The 17,586-nt window shown below is 26.5% G+C and carries 15 protein-coding genes; all 15 read right to left on the reverse strand.

The features are described 5' to 3' along the window. Positions 1-13: 13 nt before the first annotated feature. The 15 genes from uvrA to atpA all read right to left on the reverse strand — a co-directional run bounded on the left by uvrA (position 14) and on the right by atpA (position 17,582). Positions 14-2,854, reverse strand: coding sequence for an excinuclease ABC subunit UvrA (gene uvrA / locus ACJA28_RS02770; protein WP_022935670.1), 2,841 nt, complete (start codon positions 2,852-2,854; stop codon positions 14-16). Between the two features lie 2 nt (positions 2,855-2,856). Continuing rightward, positions 2,857-3,015, reverse strand: a complete 159-nt coding sequence (locus ACJA28_RS02775) for a hypothetical protein (RefSeq protein ID WP_022935671.1) — start codon at positions 3,013-3,015, stop codon at positions 2,857-2,859. Positions 3,016-3,146: 131 nt separating this feature from the next. Further along, positions 3,147-4,778: a hypothetical protein gene (locus tag ACJA28_RS02780; RefSeq protein ID WP_033379109.1), complete on the reverse strand. Its 1,632-nt coding sequence runs from the start codon at positions 4,776-4,778 to the stop codon at positions 3,147-3,149. Positions 4,779-4,930: 152 nt separating this feature from the next. Next, complete coding sequence (locus ACJA28_RS02785; RefSeq protein WP_022935694.1) at positions 4,931-5,923, reverse strand: ABC transporter permease; 993 nt, start codon at positions 5,921-5,923, stop codon at positions 4,931-4,933. A gap of 2 nt (positions 5,924-5,925) precedes the next feature. Beyond that, the gene (locus tag ACJA28_RS02790) at positions 5,926-7,728 is read right to left on the reverse strand and encodes an ABC transporter permease (protein ID WP_022935693.1); all 1,803 of its coding nucleotides are present in this window, start codon (positions 7,726-7,728) and stop codon (positions 5,926-5,928) included. Between the two features lie 16 nt (positions 7,729-7,744). After that, positions 7,745-9,262, reverse strand: a complete 1,518-nt coding sequence (locus ACJA28_RS02795; protein WP_022935692.1) for an ABC transporter ATP-binding protein — start codon at positions 9,260-9,262, stop codon at positions 7,745-7,747. 17 nt (positions 9,263-9,279) lie between these two features. Further along, positions 9,280-11,007 (reverse strand): hypothetical protein, encoded by a 1,728-nt coding sequence (locus tag ACJA28_RS02800; protein ID WP_406602192.1) that lies wholly within the window; start codon positions 11,005-11,007, stop codon positions 9,280-9,282. Positions 11,008-11,117: 110 nt separating this feature from the next. Then, positions 11,118-11,810 carry a 23S rRNA (guanosine(2251)-2'-O)-methyltransferase RlmB gene (gene rlmB, locus ACJA28_RS02805; RefSeq protein WP_022935679.1) on the reverse strand — a complete coding sequence of 231 codons (693 nt, stop codon included), beginning with the start codon at positions 11,808-11,810 and terminating at the stop codon, positions 11,118-11,120. A gap of 2 nt (positions 11,811-11,812) precedes the next feature. Further along, positions 11,813-12,049, reverse strand: a complete 237-nt coding sequence (locus ACJA28_RS02810; RefSeq protein WP_022935678.1) for a YneF family protein — start codon at positions 12,047-12,049, stop codon at positions 11,813-11,815. 17 nt (positions 12,050-12,066) lie between these two features. Continuing rightward, complete coding sequence (gene rpsD / locus ACJA28_RS02815; protein WP_022935677.1) at positions 12,067-12,672, reverse strand: 30S ribosomal protein S4; 606 nt, start codon at positions 12,670-12,672, stop codon at positions 12,067-12,069. Between the two features lie 274 nt (positions 12,673-12,946). Continuing rightward, positions 12,947-13,348, reverse strand: a complete 402-nt coding sequence (locus ACJA28_RS02820) for a type II toxin-antitoxin system RelE/ParE family toxin (RefSeq protein WP_022935676.1) — start codon at positions 13,346-13,348, stop codon at positions 12,947-12,949. A 19-nt stretch (positions 13,349-13,367) separates the two neighbouring features. Beyond that, complete coding sequence (gene atpC / locus ACJA28_RS02825; protein ID WP_022935675.1) at positions 13,368-13,772, reverse strand: ATP synthase F1 subunit epsilon; 405 nt, start codon at positions 13,770-13,772, stop codon at positions 13,368-13,370. Between the two features lie 3 nt (positions 13,773-13,775). Next, positions 13,776-15,167 (reverse strand): F0F1 ATP synthase subunit beta, encoded by a 1,392-nt coding sequence (atpD, locus tag ACJA28_RS02830; protein ID WP_022935674.1) that lies wholly within the window; start codon positions 15,165-15,167, stop codon positions 13,776-13,778. Then, positions 15,160-16,017: an ATP synthase F1 subunit gamma gene (gene atpG / locus ACJA28_RS02835; protein ID WP_022935673.1), complete on the reverse strand. Its 858-nt coding sequence runs from the start codon at positions 16,015-16,017 to the stop codon at positions 15,160-15,162. Before atpG ends, atpD begins: the two co-directional genes overlap by 8 nt. Before the next feature lie 2 nt (positions 16,018-16,019). Beyond that, positions 16,020-17,582, reverse strand: coding sequence for a F0F1 ATP synthase subunit alpha (gene atpA, locus ACJA28_RS02840; RefSeq protein ID WP_406602193.1), 1,563 nt, complete (start codon positions 17,580-17,582; stop codon positions 16,020-16,022). Between the last annotated feature and the right edge of the window lie 4 nt (positions 17,583-17,586).

Genomic DNA, 17,586 nt, shown 5'->3' on the forward strand with positions numbered 1-17,586 from the left:
TTCTCGGTTATTATTAAAGTAATTCTTTCAAATATTGACCTGTTAATGATTTTTTATTATTCGCTATTTCTTCTGGAGTACCAGTAGCAATTATTTGTCCTCCTTTTATTCCACCTCTAGGACCTAAATCAATAACATGATCACAACATTTTATGACATCTAAATTATGTTCTATCACGATAACAGTATCTCCATTATCAACAATTCTATTTAAAATATTTAATAAATTTTGAATATCATAAGAATGTAATCCTGTTGTAGGTTCATCTAAAACAAAAAGTGTTTTTCCTGTTGATTTTTTTTGTAAATAAGTTGCTAACTTAATTCTTTGTGCTTCTCCACCACTTAATGTGGTTGAAGATTGACCTAATTTAATGTACCCTAATCCTACATCTTCTAATGTTTGTATTTTTTCTTTAATTTTTGGTCTATTTTCAAAAAAATGTAATGCTTCAGAAACTCTCATATCTAAAACATCAGCAATTGATTTTCCTTTATATTTAACTTCTAAAGTTTCAAAATTATATCTTTTACCTTCACAATGATCGCAAGGTATATATACAGCAGGCAAGAATTGCATTTCTATTCTAATATATCCATCACCTTGACACTTATCACATCTACCACCTGGAATATTAAATGAGAATCTTCCTTTCTCGTAACCTCTGGATCTAGCAAGTTCAACATTTGCAAATAAATCTCTAATATCATCAAAAACAGATGTATAAGTTGCTGGGTTTGATCTTGGTGTTTTCCCAATTGGTGATTGGGAAATTTTTATTATTTTATCAATATTTAATATTCCATTAATTTTAGTAACTTTCCCTGGTTTAACACTTGATTTGTTGATTATTTTTTCTAATGATTTAACTAAAATTTCGTTAATTAAAGTTGATTTGCCTGAACCACTAACTCCTGTGACAGCAATTAGTTTCCCTAAAGGAAATTTAACATCTAAATTTTTTAAATTATTTTCTCTAGCGCCTAAAATTTCTATGTTGTAACCATTTCCTTTTCTTCTAAATTTTGGCTTTTCAATCATTCTTTTTTTACTCAAATATTGACCTGTTATTGAATCTTTACTTTTTTTGATATCTTCAACTGTACCAGCAGCAATAACTTCTCCACCTTTATCACCAGCTAAAGGACCAATATCTACAATATAATCTGCAGCTAAAATTGTTTCTTCATCATGTTCTACAACAATTAAAGTATTTCCTATTTCCACCATTTGTTTTAAAACATTAATTAATTTAGTATTATCTGATTGATGCAATCCAATAGAAGGTTCATCTAAAACATATAAAATTCCTGTTAATTTTGAGCCAATTTGTGTTGCAAGTCTAATTCTTTGTGCTTCTCCACCACTCAATGTTTCTGCTGTTCTAATCAATGATAAATATTCAAGACCAACATTTTTTAAAAAACCTAATCTCGATTTAAGTTCTTGAATAATCATTTTTGAGATTTCTTGATCTTCTTCATTTAATTTTAAATTTTTAATTTTATTATATTCATCTTCAATTGATAAAGATGAAAATTCATTAATATTTAATCCATCAACTAATACCGCTAAAGCATACTTATTTAAACGACTTCCTTTACATTCTTTGCAAGGAGTTTCTGACATAAAACGAGCATATCATTGTCTCATTTCCTCAGAATTAGTTTCTAAAAACAAACGAGATAATTTGGTTATCAATCCTTCTATTGTTGTTTTACGAAAATGTTTTTGACCATTTCTAGAAATTTGAGTATATTCAATTTCCTCATCTGTTCCATATTTAATTATTTCCATTTGTTTAAAATTCAAATCTTCAATTGCTTGATTTAAAGGAATTTTAAAATAATTCATAAGCGCTATAAATTCTTGTCAAGCTAATGAATCAGAATTTTGTGAAGATAACCCTGGCATTTTATCAAGAGCTCCCTCACTAATACTTAATTTCTTGTTTGGAATAATTAAATCAATATCAGGTTCAATAATTACTCCTAATCCTTTACATTTTTCACACATTCCATACGGAGAATTAAATGAAAATAATTTGGTTTCAATTTTAGGCATTTGAAAATCACCGTAAACGCATGCAAATTGTTGAGAGAAATTGTAAATTTTATTTTCATCTATTACTTCAACATCTACTAAACCTTTTGAATATTCAAGTGCAACGCTCACTGATTCAGAAATTCTTGAACGTGATTCTTCGTTTAAAACTAGTCTATCAACAACAATAGAAATATTATGTTTTTTGTTTTTTTCAAGATCTATTTCATCATCTAACGAATAAATTATTCCATCGGCTTTAACTCTTAAAAAACCATCTTGTCTTAACTTATCAAACAAATTTTTATTTGTTCCTTTTTGATCTTTTACAATAGGTGATAAAATCAATAATTTAGAATTTTCTTTAATTTTATAAATAGAATCAATAATATCTTTTATTTTCTGTGAAGAAATTTCTATCTTATGTTTTGGACAAAATGGTTTGCCTATTTTTGCAAATAATAATCTTAAATAGTCGTGAATTTCAGTAATAGTTCCTACTGTGGATCTTGGATTTGTGTGAGTGGTTTTTTGCTCAATACTTATTGAAGGCGATAATCCTTCAATAGATTCAACTTTTGGTTTTTTGGTTCCACCTAAAAATTGTCTCGCATAAGAAGATAAAGAATCAACATATCTTCTTCTTCCTTCTTCATAAATTGTATTAAAAGCAAGAGAAGATTTTCCAGAACCACTTAATCCAGTAAAAACAACAAATTTATTTTTTGGAATAACTAATGATATATTTTTTAAATTATTTTCATTAGCACCTTTAATACTAATAAAATCCCTATTGTTAATTTTTTTCATATTTATTCCTCTTTTTTATTTTTTTGTCATTTTTTCAATGATTTTAAAGCTGCTTCTGATAACTGACAACCACATTCATCATTACAAACATGATCTGAACAAGATTCACATTCATAATTTTCATTTGGATCTTTTTTATATAAATATTTATTTTCTTTCATTGCATTTTAATTTTACTCTTTTTATTTATGATAATTTTCGAAACAAAATATAGTTTTATTTTTTGTTTTCAAATTCTATTTTTAATTTTTTTTAATTTTAAAAAGTTGAATTTGTTTTCATTTATCTAAATTTATAGCAATAGCTTGTCTTTTATTTTTTTATTATTAGTTGTTATTTGAGTTTGCGGATTAACTAAAAATTCTACAGATGGAATATTTTGAAAATCATATAATTCCAATGTGCGGATATTCACAATGTTATTAGATTTACCGCTTCATTCATTTTCTTTACCACTATTATACAAAGCCGAAACAATTTGAAAATCAACATTTTGATAAATAATAACTTGGTATGATTTTTGATTATCAAAAGTAAAATTAATAGAAACTGTTTTTAAGTTATATCTAAATAAGGGTAAATAGGGAGCTAAATCAACTCACTCTTTAGGATCAAATTGAAATATAAGTTGAATATTTTGAATGTTTGTAAAATATTGACTTTCTTTTTTAATATCATCAGTGCTTTTACCAAATACATTGCTAAACACACTATCATAAGATACATTAAAAGGAATAGAAAACTTCACAACAAAATTTTCTGAGGTGTCTACTTCTACATTATTACTTGATATATTTAGAATTGTTTTTAATCTATCAGTAAAAATATTTTTTGTAATGTTTTGATTTCAATCATTGTATTGATCATCTCAAAAGTTTATTGCACCTATAAGAGCATATAGTCCTTTATTAATTCCTGTTTTTCTAAAAATATCATTATTTCCTTTTCAGTTACTAAATGATGAATTTTTAACACTGTTGTTAAATAAAAATTCTATATCTTCCATAAATTTAACATTCATAATTTTAAATGTCAAATTCTGTTGATATTCAAGTTCAAAATTAATAATGATTGTTTTATCTTCTATTGATGATAAAACATTTAATTTGCTAAATTGATTTTCTTCTAAATTATTTGCATTATCAAAAAAATAATTTTTATTATTAAATAATCATAAGGAATTAATTTGATCAATTAACTCTTTATTTGTTGAATAAAGATTTCAAGAAAAATCTGTAAATTGAGCTTCTGTTGTTTTTACTTTAACAAAATCGATAATTTTAAAAGTAAACTTTTGAGAATCAATAGTAAAGGAAACGCTAATTGCTTGACTATCATCAACTATTTCTTTAACAAAATTTTTGATTTGATCACTATTATTTAATAAATCACTATTATTAAAAATATTTGTTTTATTATTAAATATAAATTCAGAATTTAATTTATTCAATAAAGTTTCTATCAAATAAGAACTAGAATTTAAGTTAGATGTAGAAAATAAATCTTGCTTTAATGAAATAGGTGTTTGAAATTCATTAATAACAAATTGATACTTCGCTTGTTCAATTTGAAAATTTATTTGAAGTGAAACATTGTTTATTTTATTTACTTGAACATTATTTATTGTATTTTGATCAATTATCAAAGTGGAATTTGTAAAAATTTTATTTTTATTTTCAAAAATTCATAAGTTATTAATTAATTTTTGAGCATCTTCATTAGTTATTTGTGACCAACCAAATTCTTTAGCACTAAATTTCTCTTTTTTTAAAGATATTTTATTGTTAGTTGAATTGGTATTATTACCATCTTTTTTACGATTAAAAGCAACAACAATTCCTGATGTTAGACAAAAAATTCCTGAAAGAACAAGAAAAGAAGTGGTTCCTATCAAAAATTTTGATTGTGCCGATAATTTTTTCATATATACAAAAAATCTTAATAAAACTATTTTATAAAAAAAAAAAAAAAAACGATTTTTTAGATTTTTAGTATACAAAATCTGTATCTTTGATCTTAATAATTTATTTCTGCATTTATTACAAGTAACTAAAACAATATTTATACATTACAAAATTATCTTTTTGATTTATCGTATGGTTCACCAGCTGCTTTTGGACCCATTGATTGAGTTGATAATTTTCCGGCTGTTTTAGAAATTCATTTCATAGTTGGTTTTGCAAATAAAATTAGAATTAGAATTGTTAATAAATATGGAATCATTTTTATTAAACTTACAATTGAGTCTTTTTCTTCTGGATAAATAAATTTAAATTCAATGCCAAGTGAAAATAACAATGAAAATAGTGCAGCAATTAAAACTGATCATGCAATTTTTCATCTACCAACAATCATAATAGCAATTGCTAAAAATCCTAATCCTTCAACATTAGCTGTTGCAAATTGATTACCTGAAGATAATGTAGAAATATAAATACCTCCAGCAATCCCAGCCAAACATCCTGAAATTAGAATTGCAATTCATTTCATTCTATTAACATTAACTCCAGCAACATCTGCTGCTTGTGGATTTTCTCCGACTGATTTAAATCTCAAACCTCATTTTGTAAAAGTTAAAACAAAACTTGAAATTAATATAACAATCAAAGTAACAATAATTTTTAATGATACAACATTTGAAGCTTCATAATTAGCCCTATTCCCTAATGCTAGTTCTTCAACTAAAAACGGCATTTTATTACCTTCACCAAAAATAAACAAAATTGAGATGGTGATTGCTGGAGCTAAAATGTTTAATGCAATACCAGAAATAATTTGGTTTGCCTTTAATTTAATACAAATAAAACCATGCAATAACGAAAACAAAATACCACCTAAAGCCGATAATAAAAACAATGGAATTTGTACTCATCCACTAATCGCAATAGAACCATTTTTTGATATTACATTAGCAAAAATCATATAGAACGTTGCACCAACAACAATAATTCCATTAATTCCTAAATTAACAATACCTGCTTTCTCAGAGAATATTAAAGCAATTGAAGATAAAGTTAAAACACAAAAATAAGGTAAGAATGTTACAAATAAATGATTAAATATATCCATACTTATTCTCCTCCTAACTTAATTATTTTCTTAAGCTCTTTTTTCTCTTCATACTCTTTTAATAATTCTTTTTTTAAAGCATAATATTCTTTTTTTATCTCTTGAAATTCAACAATTCTCTTAGATTTAATTGGATTTTTATCAAAATATTTAGCTTTTGATAAATCATTATCTTGTAATCTTTTTAACTCTACTAATTTTTCAAAATATTCGATTTGATCATTTTCAGATAAATTATTAATTTTAAATTGTGACAAATTATATTTTTGAGCATATTCTAATTCTAATTTATGAACATTTTCTTTATATGTTAATTTAATTTGTTTCCAATATAACTTGTTTGCTTCTTCTCAATCTTTTTCTTTTTCTAATTTAAATTGCTTAATTTTATCTAAATATTCTTCTTTTTCTTTTTCATTTAGTTTATTAATATCAAACTTAATTCAATCTTTATGAATGTATTTTTTTTCTAACTGTTCTTTCTTCTTCTTGAATCTCTTATTAGCAATATTATTTGGTTTATTATTATTTTTTAATTCAATTAATTCTTTCTGTGTGCTAAATCAAGAAATGTAATATCTAACCCTTGCTTTTCAATAATTGACAGTAGCAACTTTATGTTCTTCATATCTACATAAAATAAAAAATCTTTTTATTCAAGTAAAAACATTTAATTTAGAAAAAACTACTGTAATTGCCGCGCAATAAACAAAAGCACCAATAATTACTTGATTAATTTCTTTTTGCATTCCTGAAAATTCAGAAGACAATCCATTTGATCCAATTGATAGCATTCCATACATTAATGATGAAATTGAAATACTTATTGGATCGTTAAATACAAGTAAAGAAATTGCTATTGCATCAAATCCAGCAAGTAGGGGCTGTTCTGCTACATCAATTTGACCTCCTTGACCAGTGTATCAAATGAAACCTGCTATTCCGCTTAGAGCTCCACTCATTGCCATTACAATTAAAGTCAGCGATTTTTGATTTGTTCCTGAATATTCAGAAGCATCTTTATTTAAACCGATCATTTTTATTTTGTAACCAAATGATGTTTTAGATAATATAAATCAAATGAATACAACAACAAAAATTCCTAATGAAATAATTACTCAATTTCAATAATTTGCATATCAAGAATGTCCAACATTTTGTGGATAAAAGAATGAAGGCATTATATAACCAATTGATAAATTAGACGCCAAAGAATCTCCGCTTGCTAAAAATTCTTTAGCTTGTCCATTAATATTTCAAGTTGCTAAATCTTGAATAAAAAATTTAATTAAGAAAAAAATAACTCAATTTAACATAATTGTTGAAACAACTTCATTAATTCCAAAAGTAGATTTTAAAAATCCAGCAATTAAAGCAATTAACATTCCAATAAACATAGCTACAAAAAACGCTAATACAATTGATCCTGCTCCAATTTCTGATTGAGTCAATAATTCTGAACGAAAAATTAATAAAGTAGTAAATCCTGCTCCCATCATTTGGCCCGAAATACCAATATTAAATAATCCTGCTTTAAAACAAATTGCTACAGCAAGCGAAGCAAATAAATAAGCAATAAAAACAGAAATCAACTTATTACCAAATGTTGTGGCCCCTTGTTCAAACAAAGAAGCAAAAACCAAGAAAGGATTATTACCAGTAAAAACAATAATGATTCCACTAATAATAAATCCAAATAATACAGCCCATAAAGTGTTATATATTTTTCTGCGTGTTGTGTATCCTTTTTCATTAAAAAATTTGTATTTAAATGAATCCCATATTCTTAAATTTGCTGTATCCATTTTATTCCCTTCTCCTTTAATCTTGTTTAATTCCTGCCATTAAAAGACCAATTTGTTCCCTTGTAAAACTATCAATTGGTCCTTTCCCAAGAATTTCTCCTTTGTTGATAACTGCAATAGTATCTGCTAATGAAATTACTTCATCTAATTCATAAGAAATCAAAATAACTGCTTTTTGTTTTGCTTTTTCATCTATTATTTGTTTATGAATATAATTGATAGCACCTATATCTAAACCTCTTGTGGGTTGAACTACTAAAAGAAAATCATGATCAGTCAAAATTTCACGTCCAATAATTGCTTTTTGTTGATTTCCTCCTGAAAGCGTTCTTGCCAAAGAAGTTCCTTCGTTGGTACCGCGAACATCAAATAAATCAGTAATTTCTTGAGAAAATTTATTTTGATTTTTTCTCTTAATGATTTTAGTAAATTTGTTTACCATATGAGAATCTTCTAATCTCCTGATAATTGAATTTTCGCTAATTGTATAATCTAACACCAAACCATGTTTATGACGATAAGCTGGAATAACAGAAATGAATTCTTTATTTTTCTTTTTAACGCCTAAACTAGTAATATCTTTTTCGCCATTTCTGTTGTTAATGATTATTTTTCCGTTTTCAGGTTTTCTTATGCCAGTAATAATTTGTTCTAACTCTTCTTGACCATTACCTTCAACACCTGCAATCGCAACAATTTCTCCTTTTCTTACTTCTAAATTAACATTTTTCAATTTTTCAAATGTTACATTCTCTAATTTAAATACAACTTCATCTGAAAAAGAATGATCGGTGTTTTTGGCTTCTACAATGTGTTTCCCAACCATGTCATTTGCGATAGTACTAATAGAAATATTTTTTAATGATGGATAATGTTTAACAACTTGCCCATGTCTTATAACAGTTACTTCATCTGCAATTTTCTTTACTTCTCATAACTTATGAGAAATAAAAATAATTGTTTTACCTTTTTGTTTTAAAAATTCAATAACTTTCAATAATTCATCAATTTCTTGTGGGGTCAAAACAGCAGTTGGTTCATCAAAAATTAATATATCTGCATCACGATACAACATCTTCATTATTTCAACTTTTTGTTGGGTTGCAACTGTTGCCTCACCTGTTTTTTGATTAAGATCAAAATTTAAATTAAATGTTTTTTGAAAAATTTCAATTTTAATTCTTGACTTATTTAAATCTAAAATATTACCTGCTTTTGTAAATTCAGAACCTAAAATAATATTTTCTAAATTTGTATAAACGTCAACCAATTTAAAATGTTGATGAACCATTCCAATTCCAATATCTGAAGCTTGAGATGGATTTTTAATAATAGTAGGATTACCTTTAATTTTAATTATTCCTGAAGTTGGTTCATAAATACCAAAAAGAATTGACATTAATGTAGATTTACCTGCACCATTTTCTCCAACAAGAGCATGCACTGTTCCTTTTTTAACAGCTAAATTAATATTTTTATTGGCATAAAATCCTGAAAACTCTTTTGTAATATTAATAAATTCAATTTCATTCATATTTTCTCTTTCCTCTCTTAATTTATTTCTGAAGTTAGTGAACTTAATCAACTATTAATACCAACAATTGTTCTTTCTTCCTCGTTTTTTAAAATAGGTTTTCCTTGTTCGTCCAATTTAATCGTTCCATCTTTATCAAGTTCATATACATAAAATTTAGCTGTACCACCAAATATAGCTAAATTGAAATAATTATCTAAATTATTAGCTGTCATTCCACCGTATTTAGGATTATTAAAAAATATTGGGCCATTATATATTTCCAATTCACTTGGTTTATTTTTTTCAAACTCTCCAGATTTTTTATCTTCTCCAAAAAATTTGTTTCATGTTTCCACAACAATCTCATCAAATCTTTGAGCATACGTCTTATTTCTTAATGACTCAATTTTATGATCAGCTGCAAATTTAAGATTTGGATTTAATGTTGATTTAGATACAGAAACGAAATCTTCACTATATCCACCAACGAAATTGTAATTAGATACTAAAGACAAATTATCATTAACATTTCTATTTTGCTGTTTTTGTTGAATTAAATAATTTTCATTATCTCAAACCATTCTAATATCATTTATTTTATTTCCGTCTAATTCCTCACTCAATCCATAAAATGTTGATAATGCTTTATAAAGAGCAATAGAAATCTTTTTTTCTGAAGAAGTTAAAATTAAATCTTTCATTGTGTTAAAAGATTTAGCCATATCAGTATCAACCCCAACTATTCATTGTTCAGATTTTTTTTCTTGTACACGATCTAAAGCTATCGATGTTAATGATCCTGCAACAGGCATTGAAACTTTCGGAGCATTTTGAGAACTATATCCATCAATTGCATTATTTACTTTAGCTCTTGAATCATTAGTAATTGCAAATGAAGTATTTAAGTCAACCGAAACATTTTTAGATACTGTTGTGGAAGCAACTTTTGTGGAATTATCAATTTGCTCGCTATTTCATTTTCTTAATCCCTCATAAAATCCATAGTTAAAATTTGTTGCACCCGAAAAATCTCCTCCTGCAAAGGTATTAAAATATCTATTTTTAATACTCTTATCGTCTATTCCAGGATAAATTTCAGAAACTAATTTAGATGCAGAATAACCTACAACAAATGAAGATTCTTGAGTTTTAAAATTTAAACCTAATAATCTTCCTGGTTGAGTTAGAGAATTACTATATCAATCAACAGTAATAATTTTTATTCCTGCTTTATCAAATCTTTCTTTGTTTTTACCTATTTTTAATCAGTTACCTAACAACGTTTCTTGCTGGAATCCTGTTAGAATTCAAATTTTAAATCCGTTGTTAATCGCATAATTATATGCATCGTTTTGCATATTTTGATCTATTGCTTGAGTTTCATAATATCTATTTTTATTATTTCCAATAGATTTTGAAAATGATGAAACTGTTTCTCAAACTAATTGATTAAATGAATTATCATTTACTTTTCCACCAGTTGAAATTAAAATAGTTTTTTGGTTTAGCAATTTTTTTGCTTGTTCAATACTCATTTCATTTTCAGTTCCTACATTGATATTTCCTGATTCTTTTGCTCTAATTTCTTTTGCTTTAGCTTCGACTCTATCTTTAGTTTGTCCTAATCAATCAGTTAAACCACCAATATCATTGTTTGAATAAAATTCTTTGTTAAAACCACATGAATTTACTAAAACAATAGGTATAAATGACAATGAAGTTAATATAACTGAAGTCGAAAAAACTTTTTTAATTTTTCTCATTTTAACCTCTTTTAACTATTTCGATAACGTTATAGAAAGTTTAAAATACAAAGAAAAATTAATAAAAATAATTGTTAAAAATTTATAACATTATTAATTTATTAATAAAATTAAAAATTTTTATGTTTAATTATTTCATAAAGTAATATACCAGTTGCAACAGAAACATTTAATGATTGAACACTACCATACATCGGAATAAAAATATTTTGATCACTAATATTTAGTATTGTTTTACTTACACCTTTAGCTTCATTCCCTACAACAATTACCATCGGTAAGTTATATTTTATTTTTTGAAAATTATTTCCTTTTTCTATTGCGCTTGCATAAATTCAATATCCTATATTTTTTAATTTTTCCAAAGCAGATTGCAATGAATTAACGCGAGATATATTTAATCCCGCAAAACCGCCTGAACTCACTTTTAGAACAACATCATTTATTTGTGCACTACGATCGCGAGGTAAAATAATATTATTAACACCAGAACCATTAGCAACTCTTAAAATAGCACCTAAATTTTGAGGATCCATAATATGATCAAGAACTAAAATAATATCTGGTTTTTCTTTAATCATTTTTTCAAAATCATGATAATCAAATCTTTCTTCAAGAATTGCTACTATTCCTTGATGGTTCAAATCGGTTAGATTATCTAAGAAATGTTTAGATACTATTTTTATTTTTATATTTCTAGTATTAAAATTAGGTAATTTTATCGCATAAATTTTCTTGATAGCAATTCCGTTTTCAATTGCATCAAGAACACTATTTTTTCCACATATATATTTTTGTTCCATTATTATTTTTTAGTTTTTGCATTTTGCATTGAACGCATTACTGCTTTAATTTGAGCTTCTGACGGTTTTCTTCCCATTTGTAAAAACATAGCTCTAATCATCTTTTCAGTAATCGGGGGGTTCTCTTTAATTTGTTTTTCAAACATTCTTTTAGTTAAAAAAAACGCCAAAACTGCTCCTATAATAAACAAAGCAATACCCAAACCTATAACTAAACCAATTCATCCGCCTGTTGACATTATTAAAACCTCTTTTATTATTTTGAATAAAACTCAACAATTAATGATTCATTAATTTCACTATTTAATTCTTTTCTTTCAGGTAATCTATCTAAAATAAATTTAAACTCATTTGAAGCACTCAATCATGGAGCAACTTCTCTTCTAGTTTTAGTTTCCAATATTTGAACATTTTTTCTTGATTTTTCTTTTAATTCAATAACATCATTAATTTTAACTTGCATTGAAGGAATATTTGCCTTATGTCCATTTAAAGTAAAGTGACCATGATTTACAAGTTGTCTCGCTTGTCTTCTTGTTTCAGCTAAACCTGTACGGTATACAACAGAGTCTAATCTTGTTTCTAACATCTGTAGAAAGTTAACACCTGCTTGACCTGGTCTTTTGGCTGCTTTATAAAATGTGTTTTTAAATTGTTTTTCAGTAATCCCATACATATATCTAACTTTTTGTTTTTCGTATAAGTGTAACCCATAATCTGAAAGTTTTGGTCTTCTTTTGTTTCCGTGTTGACCAGGAACTGTTTGTCTTCCTTTACCTTTTGCAAATTCTTTTCCTGTTTCTAAAATTGAAAAACCCAATCTTCTTGATCTTTTAAAAGATGAACCTCTTAAAGTTGCCATAAATTTCTCCTAGTTTTTATAATATTTTTTAAAAGTAATTAATAATTAAAATAAAAATTGTTAATTTATTCCTAATGCTTTCATTTATAGCGAATTACTCACAAATATACCTTAAATAAATTACTACAATATTATTTTAAATTGCTATAAAAGCTCTTGAATTATACAGCTTTTTACAAAAATTTGAGTTTTAATTTATAAAATTATTGAATAAAATTTAAAAAAACAAAAAACGCTACTAGTCTACTTAAAAAAATAAGTTTTAAGCTATAAATTACTTTTGTTCCAATAAATTAAAATCAACTTTCTCTAAATATAATTCAAAATCTCTTTTTTTTAATGAAATTAAAAGTTCTTTTTTTAAATTATTTATTACAATTTTCTTGTTTTCTGGTGTTTTTTGTGTTGATTTATAAAAAGCATAAAGATAATAAATTTTGTTTTCAATCATATAAAAATAAACTCTTACATTATTTGATGCATCTTTTGCACGAATTTTTCAAATATCATTTTGGAATTTCTTTATAGAAACACAATTAGTATTGATGCCATAAATTTCTAATAATTTCATTTGGTTAATTGTTTTTTTATAAATATATTTATTCATAGATTTTAAAAAGTCATTAACCAAATTACGACTTTTATTTTTTATAAAAAAATAAGATTCATTTAACATAGAATCTTAATTTTATATTTTATTTTTCTAATAATGTTAATTTATTAAGCGCTTTTTTAAGAACAAGTTCATTTTTGTGTATTTCAGTGTTATCATGCTTTTGTTCTTCAATTTTACGATGAGCTTCATCAATAATTTTTTGAATTTCTGATTTATTTAAATCTTCTTTTCATTGAATATCATCAGTAAAAATATCAATATATGTTTTTTCAACAAAAACAATTCCGCCACCAATAGCTGCTATTTTTTTGTTAGTTCTTTCAATTGTCACAAACAACGAAGATATTTCGATTGAAGAAATAAAAGGTAATCTATTACGTTGTAAACCGATGTAACCTTCTGAAGTTTTAACTGTAACTATTTCAACTTCACCCTCAAAAAAAATACCATATGGAGTTGATATTTTTAATTTTGTTTTTTGCATTATTTAATTCTTTCTTGCTTTAGCAACCGCTTCTTCAATAGTACCTACATATAAAAAAGCTTCTTCTGGTAAATCATCGTGTTTCCCGTCTAAAATTTCTTTAAAAGATCTTATGTTATCTTCTAATTTGACAAATTTACCAGGTATACCAGAGAATTTTTCTGCAACATCAAATGGTTGTGATAAAAAGTTTCTAATTCTTCTTGCACGATGAACCACCAATTTGTCTTCATCTGATAATTCATCCATTCCTAAAATTGCAATGATATCTTGCAATTCTTTAAATCTTTGTAAAATTGTTTGAACTCTTCGCGCAGTTTCATAATGGTCATTACCAACTACTAATGGATCTAATAATCTAGATGTTGAGCCTAAGGGGTCAACAGCAGGATAAATTCCTAATGAAGCTATATTACGATCTAAAACTGTTTTAGCATCTAAATGAGTAAATGTAGTTGCTGGTGCAGGGTCTGTTAAATCATCAGCAGGAACATAAACTGCTTGTACAGAAGTAATTGAACCTTTAATAGTTGAAGTTATTCTTTCTTGTAGCTGTCCCATTTCTGTTGCAAGAGTTGGTTGATATCCAACAGCTGAAGGCATACGACCTAAAAGTGCTGAAACTTCTGAACCTGCTTGAGTAAATCTAAAAATATTATCAATAAATAGAAGCACATCTTGATTTAATTCATCTCTAAAATATTCAGCCATTGTTAAACCTGTTAAAGCAACTCTCATTCTTGCCCCTGGAGGTTCATTCATTTGCCCAAATACTAATGCTGTTTTATCAATAACACCTGCAGCTATCATTTCATAAAATAAATCATTTCCTTCACGTGTTCTTTCTCCAACTCCTGCAAAAACTGAAAGTCCACCATGTTGTTTTGCGACGTTATTAATTAATTCTTGTACTAAAACAGTTTTACCAACTCCAGCACCACCAAATAAACCTATTTTTCCACCTTTAACATATGGAACTAATAAATCAATAACTTTAATTCCTGTTTCTAAGATCTCAGATGAAGATTTTTGTTCCTCATATGTTGGTGCAAGACGATGAATTGGCATATATTTAGTTGCCTTAGGAGCAGGTTTTTCATCAATTGGATCTCCTAAAACATTAAACATTCTAGATAAAACTTCTTTACCAACAGGAACAGAAATAGGTGCTCCTGTATCAGTTACTTCTAATCCTCTAATTAAACCTTCGGTTGTACCCATTGAGATAGTTCTTACAGTATTGTCACCAATATGTTGAGCTACTTCAAAAACATATTTTGAACCTTCGTAATTTAATTCTAGGGCATTTAAAATTGCAGGAATTTTAGTTTTATCAAAACGGACGTCAACAACTGGACCTAATATCTGAACTATTTTCCCAATATTTTTATTCATTTTGCGCTCCTGCTACAATTTCTGTAATTTCTTGTGTTATTTTTGTTTGTCTTATTTTGTTATATTGTTTTTCTAAATCATTAATAATATCTAATGCATTATCAGAAGAATTTTCCATTGCCATTCTTCTTGATGATACTTCAGATACTTTAGATGATGCCATTGAATAATAGATAATTGCTCCAAAATATAAAGGTAAAGCATTTTTTACAACTGTTTCAGCATTAGGTTCAAATTCAGCATTTTTTGAAACTTGATTATTTTTAGATAATTCATCATGTCTTTTTCTTGAAAATGGAAAAATTTTTTTATCTTCTGGTGTATAAGTAATTGAATTGATAAATTTAGTACTTAATATATGGATTGAATGAATTTCTAAATTCAATAACATTGGATACACTTTATCGACAATTTTTTCAATTACGCCATAATTTGGTTCATCACCAACATTTTCAAAGGTCATAACAATTTTTTTTGTGTCAAAAATTCTTTTTAACGCTTTAATTCCTTTTGAACCAATAATAAATAAATAATCATCTTTTCTAATTGTGTTTTTTGCGAGTTTAATAATATTTGAATTATAAGCTCCACACATTCCTAAATCCGAAGTAATAACAATAAATGCTCTTGGTTTAGATAAATCAGTTTTTATAATTTTGGATCAATCATGTATTTTGACATCCATATTGTAAAAAACATCTTCAATTCTAGATGAATATTGCAAAACTTGATCTAAATATCGTTTAGCAATTTTAATTTTTGATGTTGCGACAAGCTCCATTGCTTTTGTTATTTTTCTAATAGTACCAACAACATCTTTTCGTGTTTTAACATCTTTTAATGAAGGCATTTTTATTTTACTCCTTCATTATTTTCTTTAATTTCAATCCCTTGACTTCTAATAAATTCATCAACAAATTGTTTTAGTCTAGATAACATTTTTGTTTCTAAATCTTTTGTTATTTCTTTTGTTAGACTAATTTCATTACTAATTGCAGTTCCTTCTGGATTAGTAGACATAAATTTAATTAATTCTTCTTTGAATAATTGAACATTACTTAAAGGTATATTTTCAATTAATTTGTTTTTGATAATAAACAAAATAGAAATCTGGATTGATTGATCTAATGGTGAATATTGTGGTTGTTTAAGAATTTCATAAACTTTTTTACCATGATCAAGTATTTTTTTGGTTGAATCATCTAAGTCTGATGAAAATTGAGCAAAAGCTTGCATTTCATTAAATTGTGATAATTCTAATTTTAACGATGAAGTGGCTTGTTTCATAGCTTTTATTTGTGCCGATGAACCTACCCTTGAAACTGAAAAACCAACATCAATTGCAGGACGTTGTCCCGAATTAAATAAAGCTTCTGAAGTAAAGATTTGACCATCAGTAATTGAAATAACATTAGTTGGAATATAAGCAGAAATATCGCCAGATTGAGTTTCAATAATCGGTAAAGCAGTAATTGAACCACCACCATTTTTTTTATTAACTCTTGCTGCTCTTTCTAATAATTGAGAATGTAAATAAAAAACATCTCCTGGATATGCTTCACGTCCAGGCGGTCTTCTTAACAATAATGATAATGTTCTATATGCAATAGCATGTTTAGTCAAATCATCATAAACTATCAACACATCTTGACCATTTTCCATTCATTCTTCTGCAATTGTTACTCCTGTATATGGAGCTAAATATTGTAATGGAGCTAATTCACTAGCACCAGCAATAACAACTGTTGTATATTCCATTGCACCATTAACTTTTAATTTTTGTACGATTTGAGCAACTGTTGAATTTTTTTGTCCAATTGCAACATAAATACATTTAACATTTTTCCCTTTTTGATTCAAAATAGAATCAATTGCAATTGAGGTTTTTCCAGTTTGACGGTCACCAATAATTAACTCTCTTTGTCCTTTACCAATCGGAACTAATGAATCAACACAAATTAATCCTGTTTCTAATGGTTGATTAACAGATTCACGAGTCATAACACCAGGAGCTATTCTAAAAATTGTTCTTTCTTTTTTAGTTTTAATTGGACCTTTACCATCTATAGGTTCGCCTAAAGCATTGATAACACGACCAATTAATTCATCACCAACACCAACCGAAACAACTTTTTTTGTTCTTGTAACTTTTTGACCTTCTTTTATAGAATTTGCTGATCCCATCAAAACGACACCAACTGCTTCTTCTTCAAGATTTAGAGCCATCCCATATATATCATCACCAAATTCTAAAAGCTCTCCCAACTTAACTTTGTCTAAGCCAGAAACTAATGCTATACCATCACCAACTGATAAAATTTGACCTTCTTCAGTTTCTTTACTATATGATTTTTTCGAAAATTCTTTAATTTGTTTCTTAATAATTGAAGAAATATCATTTGCATTTAAAGCCATACCT

Source organism: Mesomycoplasma moatsii, from assembly GCF_045276915.1.
GTDB lineage: Bacteria > Bacillota_I > Bacilli_A > Mycoplasmatales > Metamycoplasmataceae > UBA710.